The sequence below is a fragment of the Pseudomonas violetae genome (genome assembly GCF_023072615.1).
Classification (GTDB): domain Bacteria; phylum Pseudomonadota; class Gammaproteobacteria; order Pseudomonadales; family Pseudomonadaceae; genus Aquipseudomonas; species Aquipseudomonas violetae.
Window position 1 is genome coordinate 40794 of the sequence record NZ_JAKNRW010000020.1, and the last position, 15572, is coordinate 56365.

The 15572-nt window shown below is 58.2% G+C and carries 12 protein-coding genes; 4 read left to right on the forward strand and 8 right to left on the reverse strand.

Annotated elements, in window-relative coordinates; genetic code table 11:
• Positions 1–13: 13 nt before the first annotated feature.
• Complete coding sequence (gene mscL, locus L9059_RS20345) at positions 14–439, reverse strand: large-conductance mechanosensitive channel protein MscL (protein WP_247292721.1); 426 nt, start codon at positions 437–439, stop codon at positions 14–16.
• 425 nt (positions 440–864) lie between these two features.
• Between mscL and radA the strand changes: the two genes are divergently transcribed.
• Positions 865–2232, forward strand: coding sequence for a DNA repair protein RadA (gene radA, locus L9059_RS20350; protein WP_045059327.1), 1368 nt, complete (start codon positions 865–867; stop codon positions 2230–2232).
• Positions 2233–2377: 145 nt separating this feature from the next.
• On the opposite strand, the gene L9059_RS20355 is transcribed toward radA, so the two are convergent.
• Positions 2378–2746, reverse strand: a complete 369-nt coding sequence (locus tag L9059_RS20355) for a PilZ domain-containing protein (RefSeq protein ID WP_247292722.1) — start codon at positions 2744–2746, stop codon at positions 2378–2380.
• Positions 2747–2905: 159 nt separating this feature from the next.
• Here L9059_RS20355 and L9059_RS20360 point away from each other — a divergent pair, with 159 nt between their 5' ends.
• From L9059_RS20360 to yjiA, 3 genes are all read left to right on the forward strand, one after another.
• Entirely contained in the window at positions 2906–4972 is a 2067-nt protein-coding gene (locus L9059_RS20360; protein WP_247292723.1) for a carbon starvation CstA family protein, read from the forward strand.
• 15 nt (positions 4973–4987) lie between these two features.
• Complete coding sequence (locus tag L9059_RS20365; protein WP_007895266.1) at positions 4988–5185, forward strand: YbdD/YjiX family protein; 198 nt, start codon at positions 4988–4990, stop codon at positions 5183–5185.
• Between the two features lie 136 nt (positions 5186–5321).
• Positions 5322–6293, forward strand: a complete 972-nt coding sequence (yjiA, locus tag L9059_RS20370; RefSeq protein WP_247292724.1) for a GTPase — start codon at positions 5322–5324, stop codon at positions 6291–6293.
• Between the two features lie 100 nt (positions 6294–6393).
• On the opposite strand, the gene L9059_RS20375 is transcribed toward yjiA, so the two are convergent.
• From L9059_RS20375 to L9059_RS20400, 6 genes are all read right to left on the reverse strand, one after another.
• Positions 6394–7083 carry a GntR family transcriptional regulator gene (locus L9059_RS20375; RefSeq protein WP_247292725.1) on the reverse strand — a complete coding sequence of 230 codons (690 nt, stop codon included), beginning with the start codon at positions 7081–7083 and terminating at the stop codon, positions 6394–6396.
• 25 nt (positions 7084–7108) lie between these two features.
• Positions 7109–7813: a FadR/GntR family transcriptional regulator gene (locus tag L9059_RS20380; RefSeq protein ID WP_247292726.1), complete on the reverse strand. Its 705-nt coding sequence runs from the start codon at positions 7811–7813 to the stop codon at positions 7109–7111.
• 67 nt (positions 7814–7880) lie between these two features.
• Positions 7881–9194, reverse strand: a complete 1314-nt coding sequence (locus L9059_RS20385; protein WP_247292727.1) for a C4-dicarboxylate transporter DctA — start codon at positions 9192–9194, stop codon at positions 7881–7883.
• A 246-nt stretch (positions 9195–9440) separates the two neighbouring features.
• Positions 9441–10007, reverse strand: coding sequence for a hypothetical protein (locus L9059_RS20390; RefSeq protein WP_247292728.1), 567 nt, complete (start codon positions 10005–10007; stop codon positions 9441–9443).
• Between the two features lie 246 nt (positions 10008–10253).
• Entirely contained in the window at positions 10254–11507 is a 1254-nt protein-coding gene (gene glyA, locus L9059_RS20395; RefSeq protein WP_059182128.1) for a serine hydroxymethyltransferase, read from the reverse strand.
• A 211-nt stretch (positions 11508–11718) separates the two neighbouring features.
• A complete protein-coding gene (locus tag L9059_RS20400; RefSeq protein ID WP_247292729.1) occupies positions 11719–15567 on the reverse strand; it encodes a sensor domain-containing protein in 3849 nt (1282 codons plus the stop codon).
• Positions 15568–15572 lie beyond the last annotated feature (5 nt).

The following is a 15572-nucleotide window of genomic DNA, read 5'->3' on the forward strand; positions in this document are numbered from 1 at the left end:
GCCGTTTTTCTATTTATTCCAGGTTCCGCGGCCGCTCGTTCTGTAATTTCAACAGATCACGAATCTCCCCGAGCAACATTTCTTCCTTGCTCGGAACAGGCGGCAGGGACGGGGCAACGGCTTCTTCGCGCTTCAGGCGGTTGATGGCTTTTACGCCCATGAAGATCGCGAAGGCGACGATGATGAAGTCGATCACGCTCTGAATGAACTTGCCATACGCCAGCATCACGGCGGGGGCGTCACCGACGGCAGCCTTGAGGGTGACGGCCAGGTCACTGAAATCAACACCTCCGATCAACAGGCCGAGCGGCGGCATGATCACATCGCCGACGAACGACGAAACTATCTTGCCAAAGGCCGCGCCGATGATGATGCCGACCGCCATGTCGACCACATTTCCCTTGACCGCGAAGGCCTTGAACTCACTGATCACGCCCATTGGTTGATTCCTTGTACAGATTGGTTGGTAGCCGCAGTGTAATTCAGCCATACGGATTTTGCTCGAAACGGCTGCTTTAGAGCTTGCCAGTAGTCGACCCGAGCGCTGGCGAAAAGTTTACAAAAAGCCCCGATTGCTGGGCAGCCAACCTGTTGGTGCTTAGTACTGTCCCAGCGAGCTATTTCTCAACGTGCAGATTGAGCTAATAGATGGTCATTTGCCTTGTTGGCGTTCGTACTGTTGTTAGAGTGTTAAGTTGTACACGGAACATGCTAATAAAAAGGTTTTGTACAAGTTGGTAGATTGCAATTGAATGACATTAGGACGACTTGTCCGTAGGCAACTTAGGCGGTCACCTGTTCAATATTGTCGCGCGCTTATGGGTTCCAGCTGCGCTATCATCCCGGTTTTTGCCGGGAGTCAAGATGGCCAAGGCCAAACGCATGTACGGCTGCACCGAGTGCGGCTCAACTTTCCCCAAGTGGGCCGGACAGTGCGGCGAGTGCGGCGCGTGGAACACCCTGACTGAAACCATGGTCGAGAGCGGTGGGGCGGCACCACCCAGCGGTCGCACCGGGTGGACTGGCCAGCAAGCGCAAATCAAGACGCTGGCGGAAGTCAGTGTTGAAGAAATCCCGCGATTCTCCACTGCGTCCAGCGAGCTCGATCGAGTCCTGGGCGGTGGACTGGTCGATGGTTCAGTGGTGTTGATCGGCGGTGATCCGGGTATCGGCAAGTCGACCATCCTCCTGCAGACCCTGTGCAATCTCGCCAAGAGCATGCCGGCGCTGTACGTCACCGGCGAGGAATCGCAGCAGCAAGTGGCCATGCGTGCCCGGCGCCTGGGATTGCCTCAGGATCAGTTACGCGTGATGACCGAGACCTGCATCGAAACCATCATCGCCACGGCCCGGGTGGAAAAACCCAAGGTCATGGTGATTGACTCGATCCAGACGATTTTCACCGAGCAACTGCAGTCGGCCCCGGGCGGTGTGTCCCAGGTCCGGGAGAGCGCGGCATTGCTGGTCCGTTATGCCAAGCAGAGTGGCACGGCGATTTTCCTGGTTGGCCACGTCACCAAAGAAGGCGCGCTGGCTGGTCCGCGTGTGCTGGAGCACATGGTCGACACCGTACTGTATTTCGAGGGTGAATCCGATGGGCGCCTGCGCCTGTTGCGAGCGGTGAAAAACCGCTTTGGCGCAGTCAACGAGTTGGGCGTCTTCGGCATGACTGACAAGGGCCTCAAGGAAGTCTCCAACCCTTCGGCGATTTTTCTGACACGCGCCCAGGAAGAAGTGCCGGGCAGCGTGGTCATGGCGACATGGGAAGGGACTCGGCCGATGCTGGTGGAAGTCCAGGCGCTGGTAGACGATAGCCATCTGGCCAACCCGCGCCGGGTGACCCTGGGCCTGGATCAGAACAGGCTCGCGATGTTGCTCGCCGTGCTGCACCGCCATGGCGGTATTCCAACCCACGATCAGGATGTGTTCCTCAATGTGGTAGGCGGCGTGAAAGTGCTGGAAACCGCATCCGACCTGGCGTTAATGGCGGCGGTCATGTCCAGCTTGCGCAATCGCCCGTTGCCCCATGACCTGTTGGTATTCGGTGAGGTGGGGCTGTCCGGTGAAGTGCGTCCGGTGCCCAGCGGTCAGGAGCGCTTGAAGGAAGCGGCCAAGCACGGCTTTAAACGCGCCATCGTGCCCAAGGGTAATGCACCCAAGGAGGCACCGGCTGGGTTGCAGATTATCGCAGTGACTCGGCTGGAACAGGCGTTGGACGCTTTGTTCGAGTGATCTTTCGGAATTAGGGACTTCCCTGTGGGAGCGAGCCGGCTCAGGAAAAACTTCACAACATTGCAGTTATCCAGGCACCTCGCGTAATCGTAGAAGTCCATCGCCCGAACGCCGCCCGGAGCAAGCTCGCTCCTAAAGGGGGGCGTCAGACTTCGATCAGTGCGCCCAGCTCTCGCTCCAGCTCCTGCGGATCTCCCAGGTTGAACTCGATCAACCGCCGCAGGCGCTCGATGGATTCCAGGCTGATGTGGCGGCAGACAAAACCCAGTTGCCCGCGCTCTTCATGGGTGAGCTGCACATCCATCTTGATCTCGACGTCATCGTTCAGATGAATTTCAACGAAGAAATCCTGTTGCGAATCACCCAGCCAAGGCTCCGGACGCTCGATCAGCAATCCCTTGAGTGAAAGATCGATCAGCTTCACCGGCCAGATGGACTGCCCTTGGCCTAGCTCGGTTCTGGCGTCGAACGCAATACGTGTGAAGCGGCGGCGTTCGGCTGGTTGCTGGCTCATGGCGCGATCCTCGAATTGTTCGCTGACTATAGACCCGCATGGTGTTCGGCCGCCAGCCGGCACATGCTTCTACACCAATGTCCGGGTATGGCCTTTGCCGTCAGGACAGCTAAACTCGGGGTGGCTGTCTTTCTTGTCCACCCTGGCTGGGATCATAAAATGAAAAATAATAATAGCCTGTTACGCCACGTCCCCTGGCTACTGCTGGCGATCGTAGGAGCGTGCGCCCTGGGCGTAGTGGCATTACGCCGAGGCGAGGCGATCAACGCCTTGTGGATTGTGGTCGCGGCAGTGGCCATCTATCTGGTTGCGTACCGTTACTACAGCCTGTTCATCGCTGACAATGTGATGCAGCTTGACCCGCGGAGGGCCACCCCCGCCGTACTCAACAATGACGGGTTGGACTACGTCCCTACCAACAAACACATCCTGTTCGGTCACCACTTCGCAGCCATTGCTGGCGCGGGGCCTCTGGTCGGTCCGGTACTGGCGGCGCAGATGGGCTATTTGCCCGGTACGCTGTGGCTGATCGCCGGTGTGGTGCTGGCCGGTGCGGTGCAGGACTTCATGATCCTGTTCCTGTCCACCCGTCGCAATGGGCGCTCCCTGGGCGACATGGTCCGTGAAGAAATGGGCCGCATCCCTGGGACTATTGCGCTGTTCGGCTGCTTCCTGATCATGATCATCATCCTCGCGGTGCTGGCGCTGATCGTGGTGAAAGCCTTGGCCGAGAGCCCGTGGGGCATCTTCACGGTAATGGCGACCATCCCGATTGCGATGTTCATGGGCATCTACATGCGCTATATCCGCCCCGGGCGTATCGGTGAAATTTCCATCATCGGTGTGCTGTTGCTGCTGGGGTCGATCTGGCTCGGCGGGCAGATTGCTGCCGATCCGTTCTGGGCCAAAACCTTTACCTTTACCGGGATCCAGATCACCTGGATGTTGATCGGCTATGGTTTTGTCGCGGCCGTCTTGCCGGTATGGCTAATTCTCGCACCCCGTGACTACCTGTCGACCTTCCTGAAAATCGGCACCATCATTGCCTTGGCGATCGGCATCCTGGTCACTATGCCTGATCTGAAAATGCCCGCATTGACCCAGTTCATCGATGGCACCGGCCCGGTGTGGAAGGGCGGTCTGTTCCCGTTCCTGTTCATCACCATCGCCTGTGGTGCGGTCTCCGGTTTCCATGCGCTGATTTCTTCCGGCACCACGCCGAAGCTGTTGGCCAATGAAAGCCATGCCCGTTACATCGGCTACGGCGGCATGCTGATGGAGTCCTTCGTAGCGATCATGGCGATGGTGGCTGCTTCGGTGATTGAACCGGGTGTGTACTTCGCCATGAACAGCCCGGCGGCAATCGTCGGCGGGGATGTGGTGACGGTTGCGCAGACGGTCAGCAGCTGGGGTTTTGCGATCACCCCGGAAGCCTTGCAGGCGGTGGCTAAGGACATTGGTGAAACCACCATCCTGGCACGTGCCGGTGGTGCGCCGACCCTCGCGGTCGGTATCGCGCAAATCCTGCACAGTGTGCTGCCAGGTGAAGACACCATGGCGTTCTGGTACCACTTCGCGATTCTGTTCGAGGCGCTGTTCATCCTGACGGCCGTCGATGCCGGCACCCGTGCCGGACGCTTCATGCTGCAGGATTTGCTGGGTTCCTTCGTGCCAGCATTGAAACGTACAGAGTCCTGGACCGCGAACCTGGTTGCCACCGCCGGTTGCGTGGCGATGTGGGGTTATCTGCTGTATCAGGGCGTGATTGATCCGTTGGGTGGCATCAATACCTTGTGGCCGCTGTTCGGCATCTCCAACCAGATGCTGGCGGGTATCGCGCTGATGCTGGCGACGGTCGTGCTGATTAAAATGAAACGTCAACGCTACATCTGGGTGACCATGCTGCCAGCGGTTTGGCTGCTGATCTGCACCGTGACCGCTGGTTTCATCAAACTGTTCGATGCCAACCCTGCAATCGGTTTCCTGTCCCTGGCGAAAAAATACAGCGATGCGCTGGCCAATGGGCAGATCCTCGCTCCGGCCAAGGACATCAACCAGATGCAGCACGTGATCTACAACGCGTACACCAACGCAACACTGACGGCGTTGTTCCTGTTCGTGGTATTCAGCATCCTGTTCTATGCCATCAAGGTCGGTATTGCCGCCTGGGGTAAAAAGGAACGTACGGATAAAGAAGCGCCATTCCAGGCAGTGCCGGATGCGTAATCGAGGATTGCAAGCATGTTCAATGACCTGAGTCGCCTCGGTAAATACCTCGGTCAGGCCGCGCGCCTGATGGTCGGCATGCCCGACTACGACAACTACGTAGAGCATATGCAAACCAAACACCCGGACAAGCCGGTGATGAGCTACGAGATGTTCTTCAGGGAGCGTCAGGAAGCGCGTTACGGCGGCAAGGGTGGGCCAAAGTGCTGTTGATCTGGGTTATCAGATCATGATGTGAAGGAAAACTTGTGGGAGCGAACCTGTGTGGGAGCAAGCCCGCTCCCACACAGGTTCGTTCCCACATTTGTTTTGTATGGCTTTCCCAATTTCGTGAAACAGGAGGTTCCAGTTGTCCTCTCCCATTCCAGTCACAATCCTCAGCGGCTTCCTTGGCGCGGGGAAGACCACGCTGTTGCGCCACCTGCTCAAAACCGAGCACGGCCTGAAAATCGCCGTGATCGAGAACGAATTCAGCGATGCCGGCATCGACACCCAGTTGTTGGGCGACGAGCCAGTGCAAGTGATGACGCTGTCCAACGGCTGCGTCTGCTGCACTATTCATACTGACCTGACCAAAGCCTTGTTCCTGCTGCTCGAACGCCTGGACAGCGGCGAGATCGCCTTCGACCGCCTGGTGATCGAATGCACCGGCCTGGCCGATCCGGCGCCCGTCGCCCAAACCTTTTTCATCGATGAGGAACTGCGCGAGCGCTACATTCTCGACGGCATCATCACGTTGGTGGATGCCGCACATGCCGATACTCACCTGGCCCAGACTATCGCCCAGGCGCAAATCGGTTTTGCCGACCGCCTGCTGGTGAGCAAGCGAGACCTGGTGGACGAGGCCACTTTCACCGGGTTGAGCGAACGCCTGACCCGCATCAATCGTCGCGCACCGATTCGCGTGGTCGACCATGGCAGGATTGACCTGGCGGAACTGCTCGACGTTCGAGGCTTCAATCTCAACGCCGACCTCGGCAGTGGCTTGAACCTGCGCCCGGTCAGCAAGGCTCCCTCCATCGACCGCATTTCCAGCCTGGTGTTGCGCACTGACCAGCCGCTGGATATCGACAAGCTCAGTGAGTTCATGAATGAACTGCTGGAAGATCATGGCAAGCAATTGCTGCGCTACAAAGGTGTGTTGAACATTGCGGGCGAACCGCGGCGGATGGTGTTTCAGGGGGTGTTGAAGTTATACGGCTTCGACTGGGACACCGAGTGGGCGCCTGAGGAGCCGCGGGAAAGCGTCATCGTTTTTATCGCGGATGATCTGCCAGAAGAGAAAATTCGGGAAGGGTTTGCGCGGGTGGCGGCGGAGTAGCTTCAGGAAGTTTTTCGGGGGCTGATGCCGTCATCGCGAGCAGGCGGGGCCGCGTCATGTGCGCAGCCCTTGTGGGAGCGAGCCTGCTCGCGATAGCAATCTACCCCACCGCGCGGTTCTTTCGCGAGTTGGGCTGGGAGTTCAGCAGCACCGCATCCAGGTGATCCAGGTGCTGATTCAGCAATGCCTGGGCAGCCACTGCGTCACCACGCTCCACTGCATTCACGATTGCCTCATGCACAGTCCACTCGCAACTATCCCCTGGATGCGCTTCCTGCTGCGCAATCGCCAGCGAGGTCAAGGGCACCAAGCTACCCAGGAAATGCGCCAGCGGTGCATTCCCCGCCATTTCTGCCAATTGCAAATGAAACTCCCCGGACAACCGAATGGCCCGACCCTGTTCGGTACAGCCTTGCTCCTGTTCAATCAACGCGCGCAGCCGTTCAAAATCCTGGCGGCCACCGTTCTGACAGGCGAGTTGCACCAGCGTGGTTTCTGTCAAGCGTCGTGCATGCAAGGTCTGCTGGATCTGCTCGCGATCGAGCACAGCAACCCGGGGCCGATGGTTGGCCCGCAGAATAATGATCTGCTGGTGAGAAAGGCAGCCCAGCACACCACGAATGTCGCTGCGACGGGCACCAAACATTTGCGTCAGGCTGTCTTCAGTAAACCGACTACCCGCATTGATTCGCTGGTCGAGAATGGCATCGAACACCCGCGCATAAAGATCATTCATCGGCAGGGTGTAGGGCAGGGCAGCAAGAGTCTGAGGTGAAGCGAAGCTGTTCATGGCCTGTCTCCAGTTCCAAGAGTGTTCAACCGCGAAGATTGTCGTCTGGAATATTCAATTCGATGCCCGTGCGCTGACCTTCGCGAAGAATGTGACGACGCATTTCTGCACTGGCCTGGGCGCTATTCTTGCTGCGGATTGCTCGCACCACGGCTTCGTTTTCTTCGAGACGTTCAGCCAGGTGTTCCGGGGAATTGCGCAGCACCTCGGCGCTTTGCTTGAGAGCGTTGCTGGTTTGCTGCACCACGCTCTGAAAAATCGGATTCGAGGTCAGGGTGAACAGTTCTTCGTGGAACGCGATGTAGGCATTAACCCCGGCTTCGCTGTCGTTCGCTTCCAGGGCTTCGCGCATGTCCATAAGCGTAAGGCGCAACTGCCCGACTTCCTTGCTGCTGATGGACTGCGCCACCAGCCCGACAATGAACGGCTCAAGGGTGTAGCGCAGCTGTAGCACATCCTCCAGGCTCGCCCCCGCCACAGCACTGTCGTGGGACTGGCTGTCGCTGAGATTGGCCTCCAGGACCACTACGCCCTTGCCCGGCATGGAACGCACCAGCCCGAGTGTTTCCAGGACGATTACTGCTTCACGCAGGCTCGGGCGGCTGATGCCCAATTGTTCGGCCAGTTCCCGTTGCCCAGGCAGCATTTCGCCAGAGCGCCACTGGCCGCGGGCCAGAGCGGCCCGAAGTTTTTCCACGACTGAGTTCACAACGGTCGACGAGGTAATCACTGTTCGCTCCATGAGCATTCAAAACGGTTGATGACCGTGCCCGCCATTTGGCAGGCACGGCGGCGATTCAAAATTCCTGCTGGTGCGAGGGAACGCCTGGTTTTCTCGGCTGGAAGGTATAACCCACCTGACCGGAAAGCACCTTGTTTGCGCGCTGGATGTCGATGTCTTTTTCCCAGCGGGCGATGGCCACTGTCGCGACGCAATTGCCGATCAGATTGGTCAGCGCCCGTCCGATCCCCATGAACCAGTCCACCGCCAGCACCAGTACCAGGCCCACCACCGGAATCGCCGGGATCGCCGTGAGTGTCGCCGCCAGGATCACCAGCGCCGAGCCGGGAATGCCGTGGGCACCTTTGGAGGTGATCAGCGAAACCAACAGGATCGTCAGTAGGTCGGTCATGGCCAGTGGCGTGCCGGTGGCATTGGCGATGAAGACGATGGCGAGGGTCAGGTAGATCGAGAAACCGTCGAGGTTGAACGAGTAGCCCGTAGGGATCACCAGGCCGACCGTGGAACTGCCAATGCCCAGGTGCTCCAACTTGCGCATAATCTGTGGCAGCACGGCGTCGGAGGAGGCGGTACCCATGACGATCATCAGTTCTTCACGCAGGTACTTGAGCAGCGGCCACATCCGCAGGCCGGACACGCGCATCACCAGGCCGAGAATAAGCGAGACGAAGGCCACGCAGGTCAGGTAGAACAAACCCACCAGGCTGCCCAGATGCTGCAGGGAGTCCAGGCCGTATTTGCTGGTCGTGAACGCGATGGCGCCGAACACACCAATAGGTGCCAGGCGTACGATCATGCCCATGATGCGAAAGATCACATGGCTCAGTTCGTTGATGAGCCGGGAGATGCCCGACGCCGCTTCTCCCACCAGGTTGAGTGCGCTACCGAACAACACCGAGAACAGCAGGACTTGCAGGATGTTGTTGTCGGCAAAGGCGCCGATCACCGAGGAGGGAATCAGGTCCATCAGGAACTGCGTGGTGGTGTGCAGATGCTGGCCGCGCTGAGCGATATCGCCCATGTCGGCGGCGGAAAGCTGATCCAGATGAATGTTCGCGCCGCTGCCGATACCGGTGCTAAAGGCGAATACCAGGCCGATCACGAGGGCGATGGTGGTCAGGATTTCAAAGTAAATCACCGATTTCAGGCCAATGCGCCCGACCTTCTTCAGGTCGCCGGCACCGCTGATGCCACTGACAACCACGCAGAATACGATCAAGCCGATGAGCATCTTGATCAGTTTGATGAAACCATCGCCCAAGGGTTTGAGCTGTGCAGAGTATTCAGGGAGGGTCAGCCCGCAGACGATGCCGAGCACCAGTCCGAGAACCACTTGGAGGAAGATTGAACGCGAGCACCATCTGAGCATGGGAGGAATCCTGGTCGGTGTCCTGGCTGGTGTGCGGTGAGCACATCAGATTCAGGACTTAATTATTGTGGTCTTACCGGTATGTCCAGTGCAGGCTCAGTCTACGCTGGGTTTTTCCTGAATTTCAAGCGTCAACATGGAAATTGGCAAGACCGGTCTGACCAGTGGCGCGAAGCGAGTGTCAGAGCGGCGTACTCAGGAAAAACCGACCATTGCTGGTCGGTCCATGCAAATGCATGTGGTGTCTTATATTTCGTTAGGTGAATCCAAATAAGGTGCATTTCTTTGATCAATCATCAAACTGAATAATAAGGGCGTTTCATTTTTGTCAGCAATATAAGTATATTTTGAATTTTGAGTTTTGTACTTGTGCAGTAGCCATGAATCCCTGACTTGAATGTACACTTCGGGGTTGTCGTCGCTGATCGCGTCCAAGGTTAAAATGTTGCGGCCTTTACCGAGCAGGTTAAAAGTGACTGCCCCTTGGCTTGGGAAGGCACCCAGTAAACCCGTTTCACTAATACTCAGGCATTTTCCGAAGTAAGGGCCCAGCGTACGAATATACAGTTGGTAGTCTCTGCCGGTGTACCGGAAGTACAGCTGAAGGCGAGACCTGGCTTCGACTTCAGCCCCGGAGCGCAAGCCTACAAAATGAGAGTGGTCCCTCTGTTGCGGCCTGCCGGTAAACATGCCCCCACTGCCAAGAGTATCGGTAACCAGCGTTTTCTCTCCATGCAGTAAGTTCAAGAAGTGCAAGGACATACCCGGTGTGCCAATTGTTGCGGTGAAGGACTTTTGTCTGTTTGTACTCATGTTTTTTCTCTATATTCGGCTGATAAGAAATTCTCTGACGGCAGTTGTAGTGCCGTAGTGTTCTTGCGTTTCTTATATATAGAGGCTTGTAGGTGGCGTGTGCGGGATCTTGCTTTTCAGGCTGTTTCTGAGTTGCGTTGGTTGTTATGGGCTGGGATAAGTTACTTGGATATCCAGTGCGTAAATAACAAAAAAGCCCAACCATTTCTGGTCGGGCTTCAGTATAGCGGGGTAACGATTTCGCGATTAAGCGCCGTAAACCGGCAGCTTCTTGCAGATGGCCTTGACCTTCTCACGAACGGCGTCGATCACCGCTTCGTTGTTCAGGTCTGCCAGGATGTCGCAGATCCAGCCGGCCAATTCCTTGCACTCAGCTTCCTTGAAGCCGCGAGTGGTCACGGCCGGAGTGCCGAAGCGCAGACCGGAAGTGACGAACGGGGAGCGTGGATCGTTAGGTACGGAGTTTTTGTTCACGGTGATGAAAGCCTTGCCCAAAGCGGCGTCGGCATCTTTACCGGAGATTTCCTGCTTGATCAGCGACAGCAGGAACAGGTGGTTTTCAGTACCGCCCGAGACCACGTCAAAACCGCGCTCGATGAACACGCCGGCCATGGCCTTGGCGTTTTTCACCACTTGTTGCTGGTAGGTCTTGAATTCAGGCTGCAGCGCTTCTTTGAAGCAGATCGCTTTAGCGGCGATCACGTGCTCCAGCGGGCCACCTTGGGCGCCGGGGAATACTGCGGAGTTGAGCTTCTTCTCGATGTCGGCGTTGGCGCGAGCCAGGATCAGGCCGCCACGTGGACCGCGCAGGGTCTTGTGGGTGGTGGTGGTCACGACGTCGGCGAAAGGCACCGGGTTAGGGTAGACGCCAGCGGCGACCAGGCCGGCCACGTGGGCCATGTCAACGAACAGGTAGGCGCCAACCTTGTCGGCAATCTCGCGGAAACGCGGGAAGTCGAGGATCTGCGAGTACGCGGAGAAACCGGCCACGATCATTTTCGGCTTGTGCTCAACGGCCAGGCGCTCGACTTCGTCGTAGTCGATCAGGCCATTGGCGTCGATGCCGTACTGGATGGCGTTATACAGCTTGCCGGAGGACGAAACGCTGGCGCCGTGGGTCAGGTGACCACCGTGGGCCAGGCTCATGCCCAGGATGGTATCGCCAGCAGACAGCAGTGCCAGGTAGACCGCGCTGTTGGCCTGGGAACCGGCGTGCGGCTGAACGTTGGCGTAATCAGCGCCGAACAGTTCCTTGGCGCGATCGATAGCCAGTTGCTCGACCACGTCGACGAACTCGCAGCCACCGTAGTAGCGCTTGCCCGGGTAGCCTTCGGCATACTTGTTGGTCAGTACCGAGCCTTGAGCTTCCATCACCGCAGGGCTGGTGTAGTTTTCCGAAGCGATCAGCTCAATGTGCTCTTCCTGGCGCTGAGCTTCTTGCTCCATGGCGGCAAAGAGATCGGCGTCGTACTTGGCAATAGTCAAATCACGGCTGAACATGGCGGTCCTCAAGGATCGGGGGCAGAAAAGGGGGGCATTCTAACCCAACCGCTTTTAGAAGGGATATGAAACACAGTCAGGTTGTAGATAAGCGGGCTTCACGATGCAAACCACAAGCGGCAAGTGAAGGCGCAAATGCCTTGGCTTGCGATTTGTCACTTGAAGCTTGCTGCTCTTTTCATGTGCGATTGATTGGGCTTTAAGCTCCTGGTCAGTCGTGCATGAAAAGAGCCTCATGACTGAACTGCACCTCAAAACCGCTGGCAGGCATCGGTCGCCCGAACAAATACCCTTGAACCTCATCGCAACCATGCTCACGCAGGAAATCCAGCTGCTCCTGGGTTTCCACGCCCTCGGCGATCACCGCCAGATTAAGGCTGTGGGCCATGGCGATGATGGCCCGGGCAATCTGCGCGTCCTGTTCGCCGGACGGCAGGCCATCGACAAAGGTGCGGTCGATTTTCAGCACGTCGATTGGGAATTGCTTGAGGTAGTTGAGCGATGAATAACCGGTGCCGAAGTCGTCGACCGCGATGCTCAGGCCGAGATTTTTTAATCCGTCGAGGATCTGCATCGCCTCGCTGACTTCGCGCATCAGGATACTTTCGGTCAGCTCCAACTCCAGGCACGCCGGGGGCAGGCCGGTGTCCCTGAGGATATTGGCGATACGCGTGCCTAATTGGCCATCGGAGAACTGCCGCGCCGAGATGTTCACTGACACTTTCGGTACGCGGACCTTGGCCTGGTGCCAGGTCTTGAGCTGTCGGCAGGCTTCGCTGATTACCCAGTCGCCGACATCCACCACCAGGCCCAGCTCCTCGAGTACCGGAATGAAATCACCCGGCGGCACCAGTCCGCGTCGAGGGTGGCGCCAGCGCAACAAGGCTTCGGCGCCCGTCAGTCGTTTGCCGTCGCCGCTGAACTGCGGTTGGTAATACAACACGAATTCGTTTTGCTCCAGGGCATGACGCAAATCGCTCTCAAGTTCCAGGCGCTCCAGGGCGCTGGCGTTCATGTCCGCCTGATAGAACTGGAAGTTGTTCTTGCCGCGCTCCTTGGCGTGGTACATCGCCGTGTCGGCGTTTTTCATCAGCTGACTGAGCTCGTTGCCGTCTTGCGGGCTCAGGGCGATGCCGATACTGGCGGTGACGAAAAACTCCCGGCCTTCAAGTACGAACGGTTTCACCAGGCTGCCAAGAATCTGTTCGGCGACATGAATCGCCCGGTTCAACGCCATCTCGCGGTTGACCCGCGGCTGCAGGAGCAAGGTGAACTCATCGCCACCCATGCGTGCCACGGTGTCGTCATCGTCCACGCAGCCGAGCAGGCGCGTGGCCATCTCCTTGAGCATGCGATCGCCGGCAGCGTGGCCCAGGGAGTCGTTGATTGGCTTGAACCGGTCGAGGTCGAGAAACATCAGCACCACCCAGCCTTTCTGCCGTTCCGCCGACTGCAGCGCCGTGTGCAGGCGATCCTGGAACAGGGTGCGGTTGGGCAGGTGAGTCAGGGCGTCGTAGTAGGCGAGGCGGTGGATTCGCTGTTCGCTGGCCTTGCGCTCGCTGATGTCGCTGAAGAAGCACACATAGCTGGCCAGGTCTCCTTCGTCATCCAGCACTGCGGTGATGCCTACCCAGGCCGGGTAGTGCTCACCATTACGCCGCTTGAGCCACACTTCGCCTTCCCAGGTGCTGTGCTGGTGGAGCTGTTTGAGCACGTAGCGCAGGTGCGCGTCCTGCTGCTCGTCCACGGTCAGCATGTTCGGTAACTGGTCGAGTACTTGTTCGACCGCGTAACCGCTCACGCGGCTGAAGGCTTCGTTGGCCTGCACGATATAACCGGCGGGGTCTGTGATCAGGATCGCCGAGGTCGAGTGCTCGAACACCGTGGCCGCCATGCGCAGATCTTTCTCGGCCCGGCGTTGCTGACTGATGTCGCGACCGACACCCAGCACGCCTTCGAAGGCTCCCTGTTCATCCCAGACCAGGACCAGGCGCAGCTCGATGGGAATCTTGCGGCCGTCGGCGCGCAGGCAATCGAACAGGAACAGTTGGGTCTGCACCTGGTCGCGCAGTACCGACAGCATCTCGGGTTTGTTCAGCGCTTTGCCGACCCGGTCCATCAGGCTGTAGATGCCGGTGAGCTGTTGCGGGTTGGCAATGGTCGATTGCCAGCCATTCTGGAAAATCCATTCCACTTCGTAGCCCAGCACGGCGTGCACCGAGGGGCTGACGTAATTGAGTGCCATTGTGCTGTCGGTGGAAAAAATCACGTCGCTGATGCTTTCGGCGAGCATGCGGTAACGCTGCTCACTGTCGCGCAGGGATTCGCTGGCTTCGATCTGCTCGGTGATGTCTTTGGCCACGCCGATGATGCGCGTCACTTGGTCGTGTTTGTCCCGTGCAAGGGCTTGTTCGCGCACCTCGAACCTGCGCCATTTGCCGTCCTGGTGGCGAAAGCGCAACTGGCATTGCATCAGTTGGCTATAGCCGCCCTGGCGCTGATTCTGGCGCGACCGATGATAAAAGTCGGCATCATCGGGGTGCAGCAGGATTTCCCAGAAGTAATCGCCCATCTGGTGCAGTTCGGTGCGGTTGTAGCCAAGGGTCTGGCCCAGATGGTGGTTGCTGAAGATCATTCGCTGGCTGATGACGTCTTGCACGTACAGGTGATCTGGAACTGTGCGCACCACATCGGACCAGAAACCTTCACGCTCCAGCAATGACAGCTCGATCAGCTTGCGGCTGGTGATGTCGGTAATGCTCAGGATCACTGCTTTATAGTCTCCCTGATCTTCCGGCAGGCGCAGCACCAGCCACAAGTGCTGATCGCGGCCATTGTCGTCTTGCAGGTGGATCTCCAGTTCGAGCTGTTTTTGCTGCTGCAACACTGCCTCGAGTATCGGCGTACCGATGGCCGAGCCGTTCAGTGGGTTGCCGTCTATCAGTCGCTTCCAGGCCTGCTCCGGGGCATTGACTTCCAGCAACTGCAGGGCAACCAGGTTAACTTCGGTGATGCGCAATTCACGCAGCAGCTGCTCGCGCTGCGCCGGCACTGTCAGCCAGCTTTCCAGCTGTTCGGTGTTGTTGATGCGTGCCTTATCGAATTCACTCTTGAGCCCGGACAGATCCAGTACGCACAGGGCGACACCGGTGCCTTCGAAGATGTCCTGATAGCGTCGACGACCTTCATGCAGCTGGCGCTGGCGGCGGCGCATGCTAAGCAGCGCAATGAAAGGCAGCAGGGAAAAGGCCAGCCCGAGCAGGCATTTGCCGATGAATGCCGGCAACAGGTGCTCGATCACGCGCTGGCGGTCGAACAATCCGCGCAGTTGCCAGTCGCTGCTGCTCAGGGGCACGGTCAATACGCTATTGGCCAGGTCTTCTGGCGTCAGTTCACTAGGTTCCGACAGCGGCACGGTGTTATCGCGGCTGACGATTTTCCGATTGATGCGGTTTTCCACCAGCCACAGCGGGCGGATGCCGGCTTCATTCTGCTTGGCCAGTGATGCGAAAAATGTCGGAGACAGGCGCAGTGCCCAGTAACCGCGGGTGCTGCCACTGGCCTGGTGCAGCAGCAGGTGGACCACCGAGCCATCGTCGGCATTGCTGAAATAGTGCGCCTGGGCGCGGCTGCGCTGAACCAGCCGGCTCAAGTAGTCGGCATCATTACTGTCCACGGCACTGTCGCTGAGCACTTTTCCAGACGGACTGAGCAGCGCCAGGCTGCGGACATCCGGCAACGACTGTTGGATTTTACGCAGCAGGGCCTGCTGTTCTTCGCCAGTCTGTGGTTGCTCGACGATCGGTAGCAGGTTAAGGGCGATCTGCGCGTTCAGCGCCATGTTCAGGCTGACTTGCGAAGCCAGGTCGGCGGTGAAGTCGATGGTGTACTGACGCTGGTTTTTCTGAGTTTCGCGCAACTGGTCCAGCAGTTGCCAGAACAGCAGGGCCAGCAGCAGTAACACGAGTGTGGCCAGGGCGCCTTTCAACGTCCCGCGCAGGGGAGAGCCGGCCGCAGAACGGGCATCGCTCACAGAAGACGGTGGAGGCACGTTTGACAAGCTAT

Coding starts and splice junctions, on each gene's coding strand:
- L9059_RS20390 (WP_247292728.1), bottom strand. CDS start 10,007: ATGAGTACAAACAGACAAAAGTCCTTCACCGCAACAATTGGCACACCG.
- mscL (WP_247292721.1), bottom strand. CDS start 439: ATGGGCGTGATCAGTGAGTTCAAGGCCTTCGCGGTCAAGGGAAATGTG.
- L9059_RS20365 (WP_007895266.1), top strand. CDS start 4,988: ATGTTCAATGACCTGAGTCGCCTCGGTAAATACCTCGGTCAGGCCGCG.
- L9059_RS20385 (WP_247292727.1), bottom strand. CDS start 9,194: ATGCTCAGATGGTGCTCGCGTTCAATCTTCCTCCAAGTGGTTCTCGGA.
- glyA (WP_059182128.1), bottom strand. CDS start 11,507: ATGTTCAGCCGTGATTTGACTATTGCCAAGTACGACGCCGATCTCTTT.
- radA (WP_045059327.1), top strand. CDS start 865: ATGGCCAAGGCCAAACGCATGTACGGCTGCACCGAGTGCGGCTCAACT.
- L9059_RS20375 (WP_247292725.1), bottom strand. CDS start 7,083: ATGAACAGCTTCGCTTCACCTCAGACTCTTGCTGCCCTGCCCTACACC.
- L9059_RS20355 (WP_247292722.1), bottom strand. CDS start 2,746: ATGAGCCAGCAACCAGCCGAACGCCGCCGCTTCACACGTATTGCGTTC.
- L9059_RS20360 (WP_247292723.1), top strand. CDS start 2,906: ATGAAAAATAATAATAGCCTGTTACGCCACGTCCCCTGGCTACTGCTG.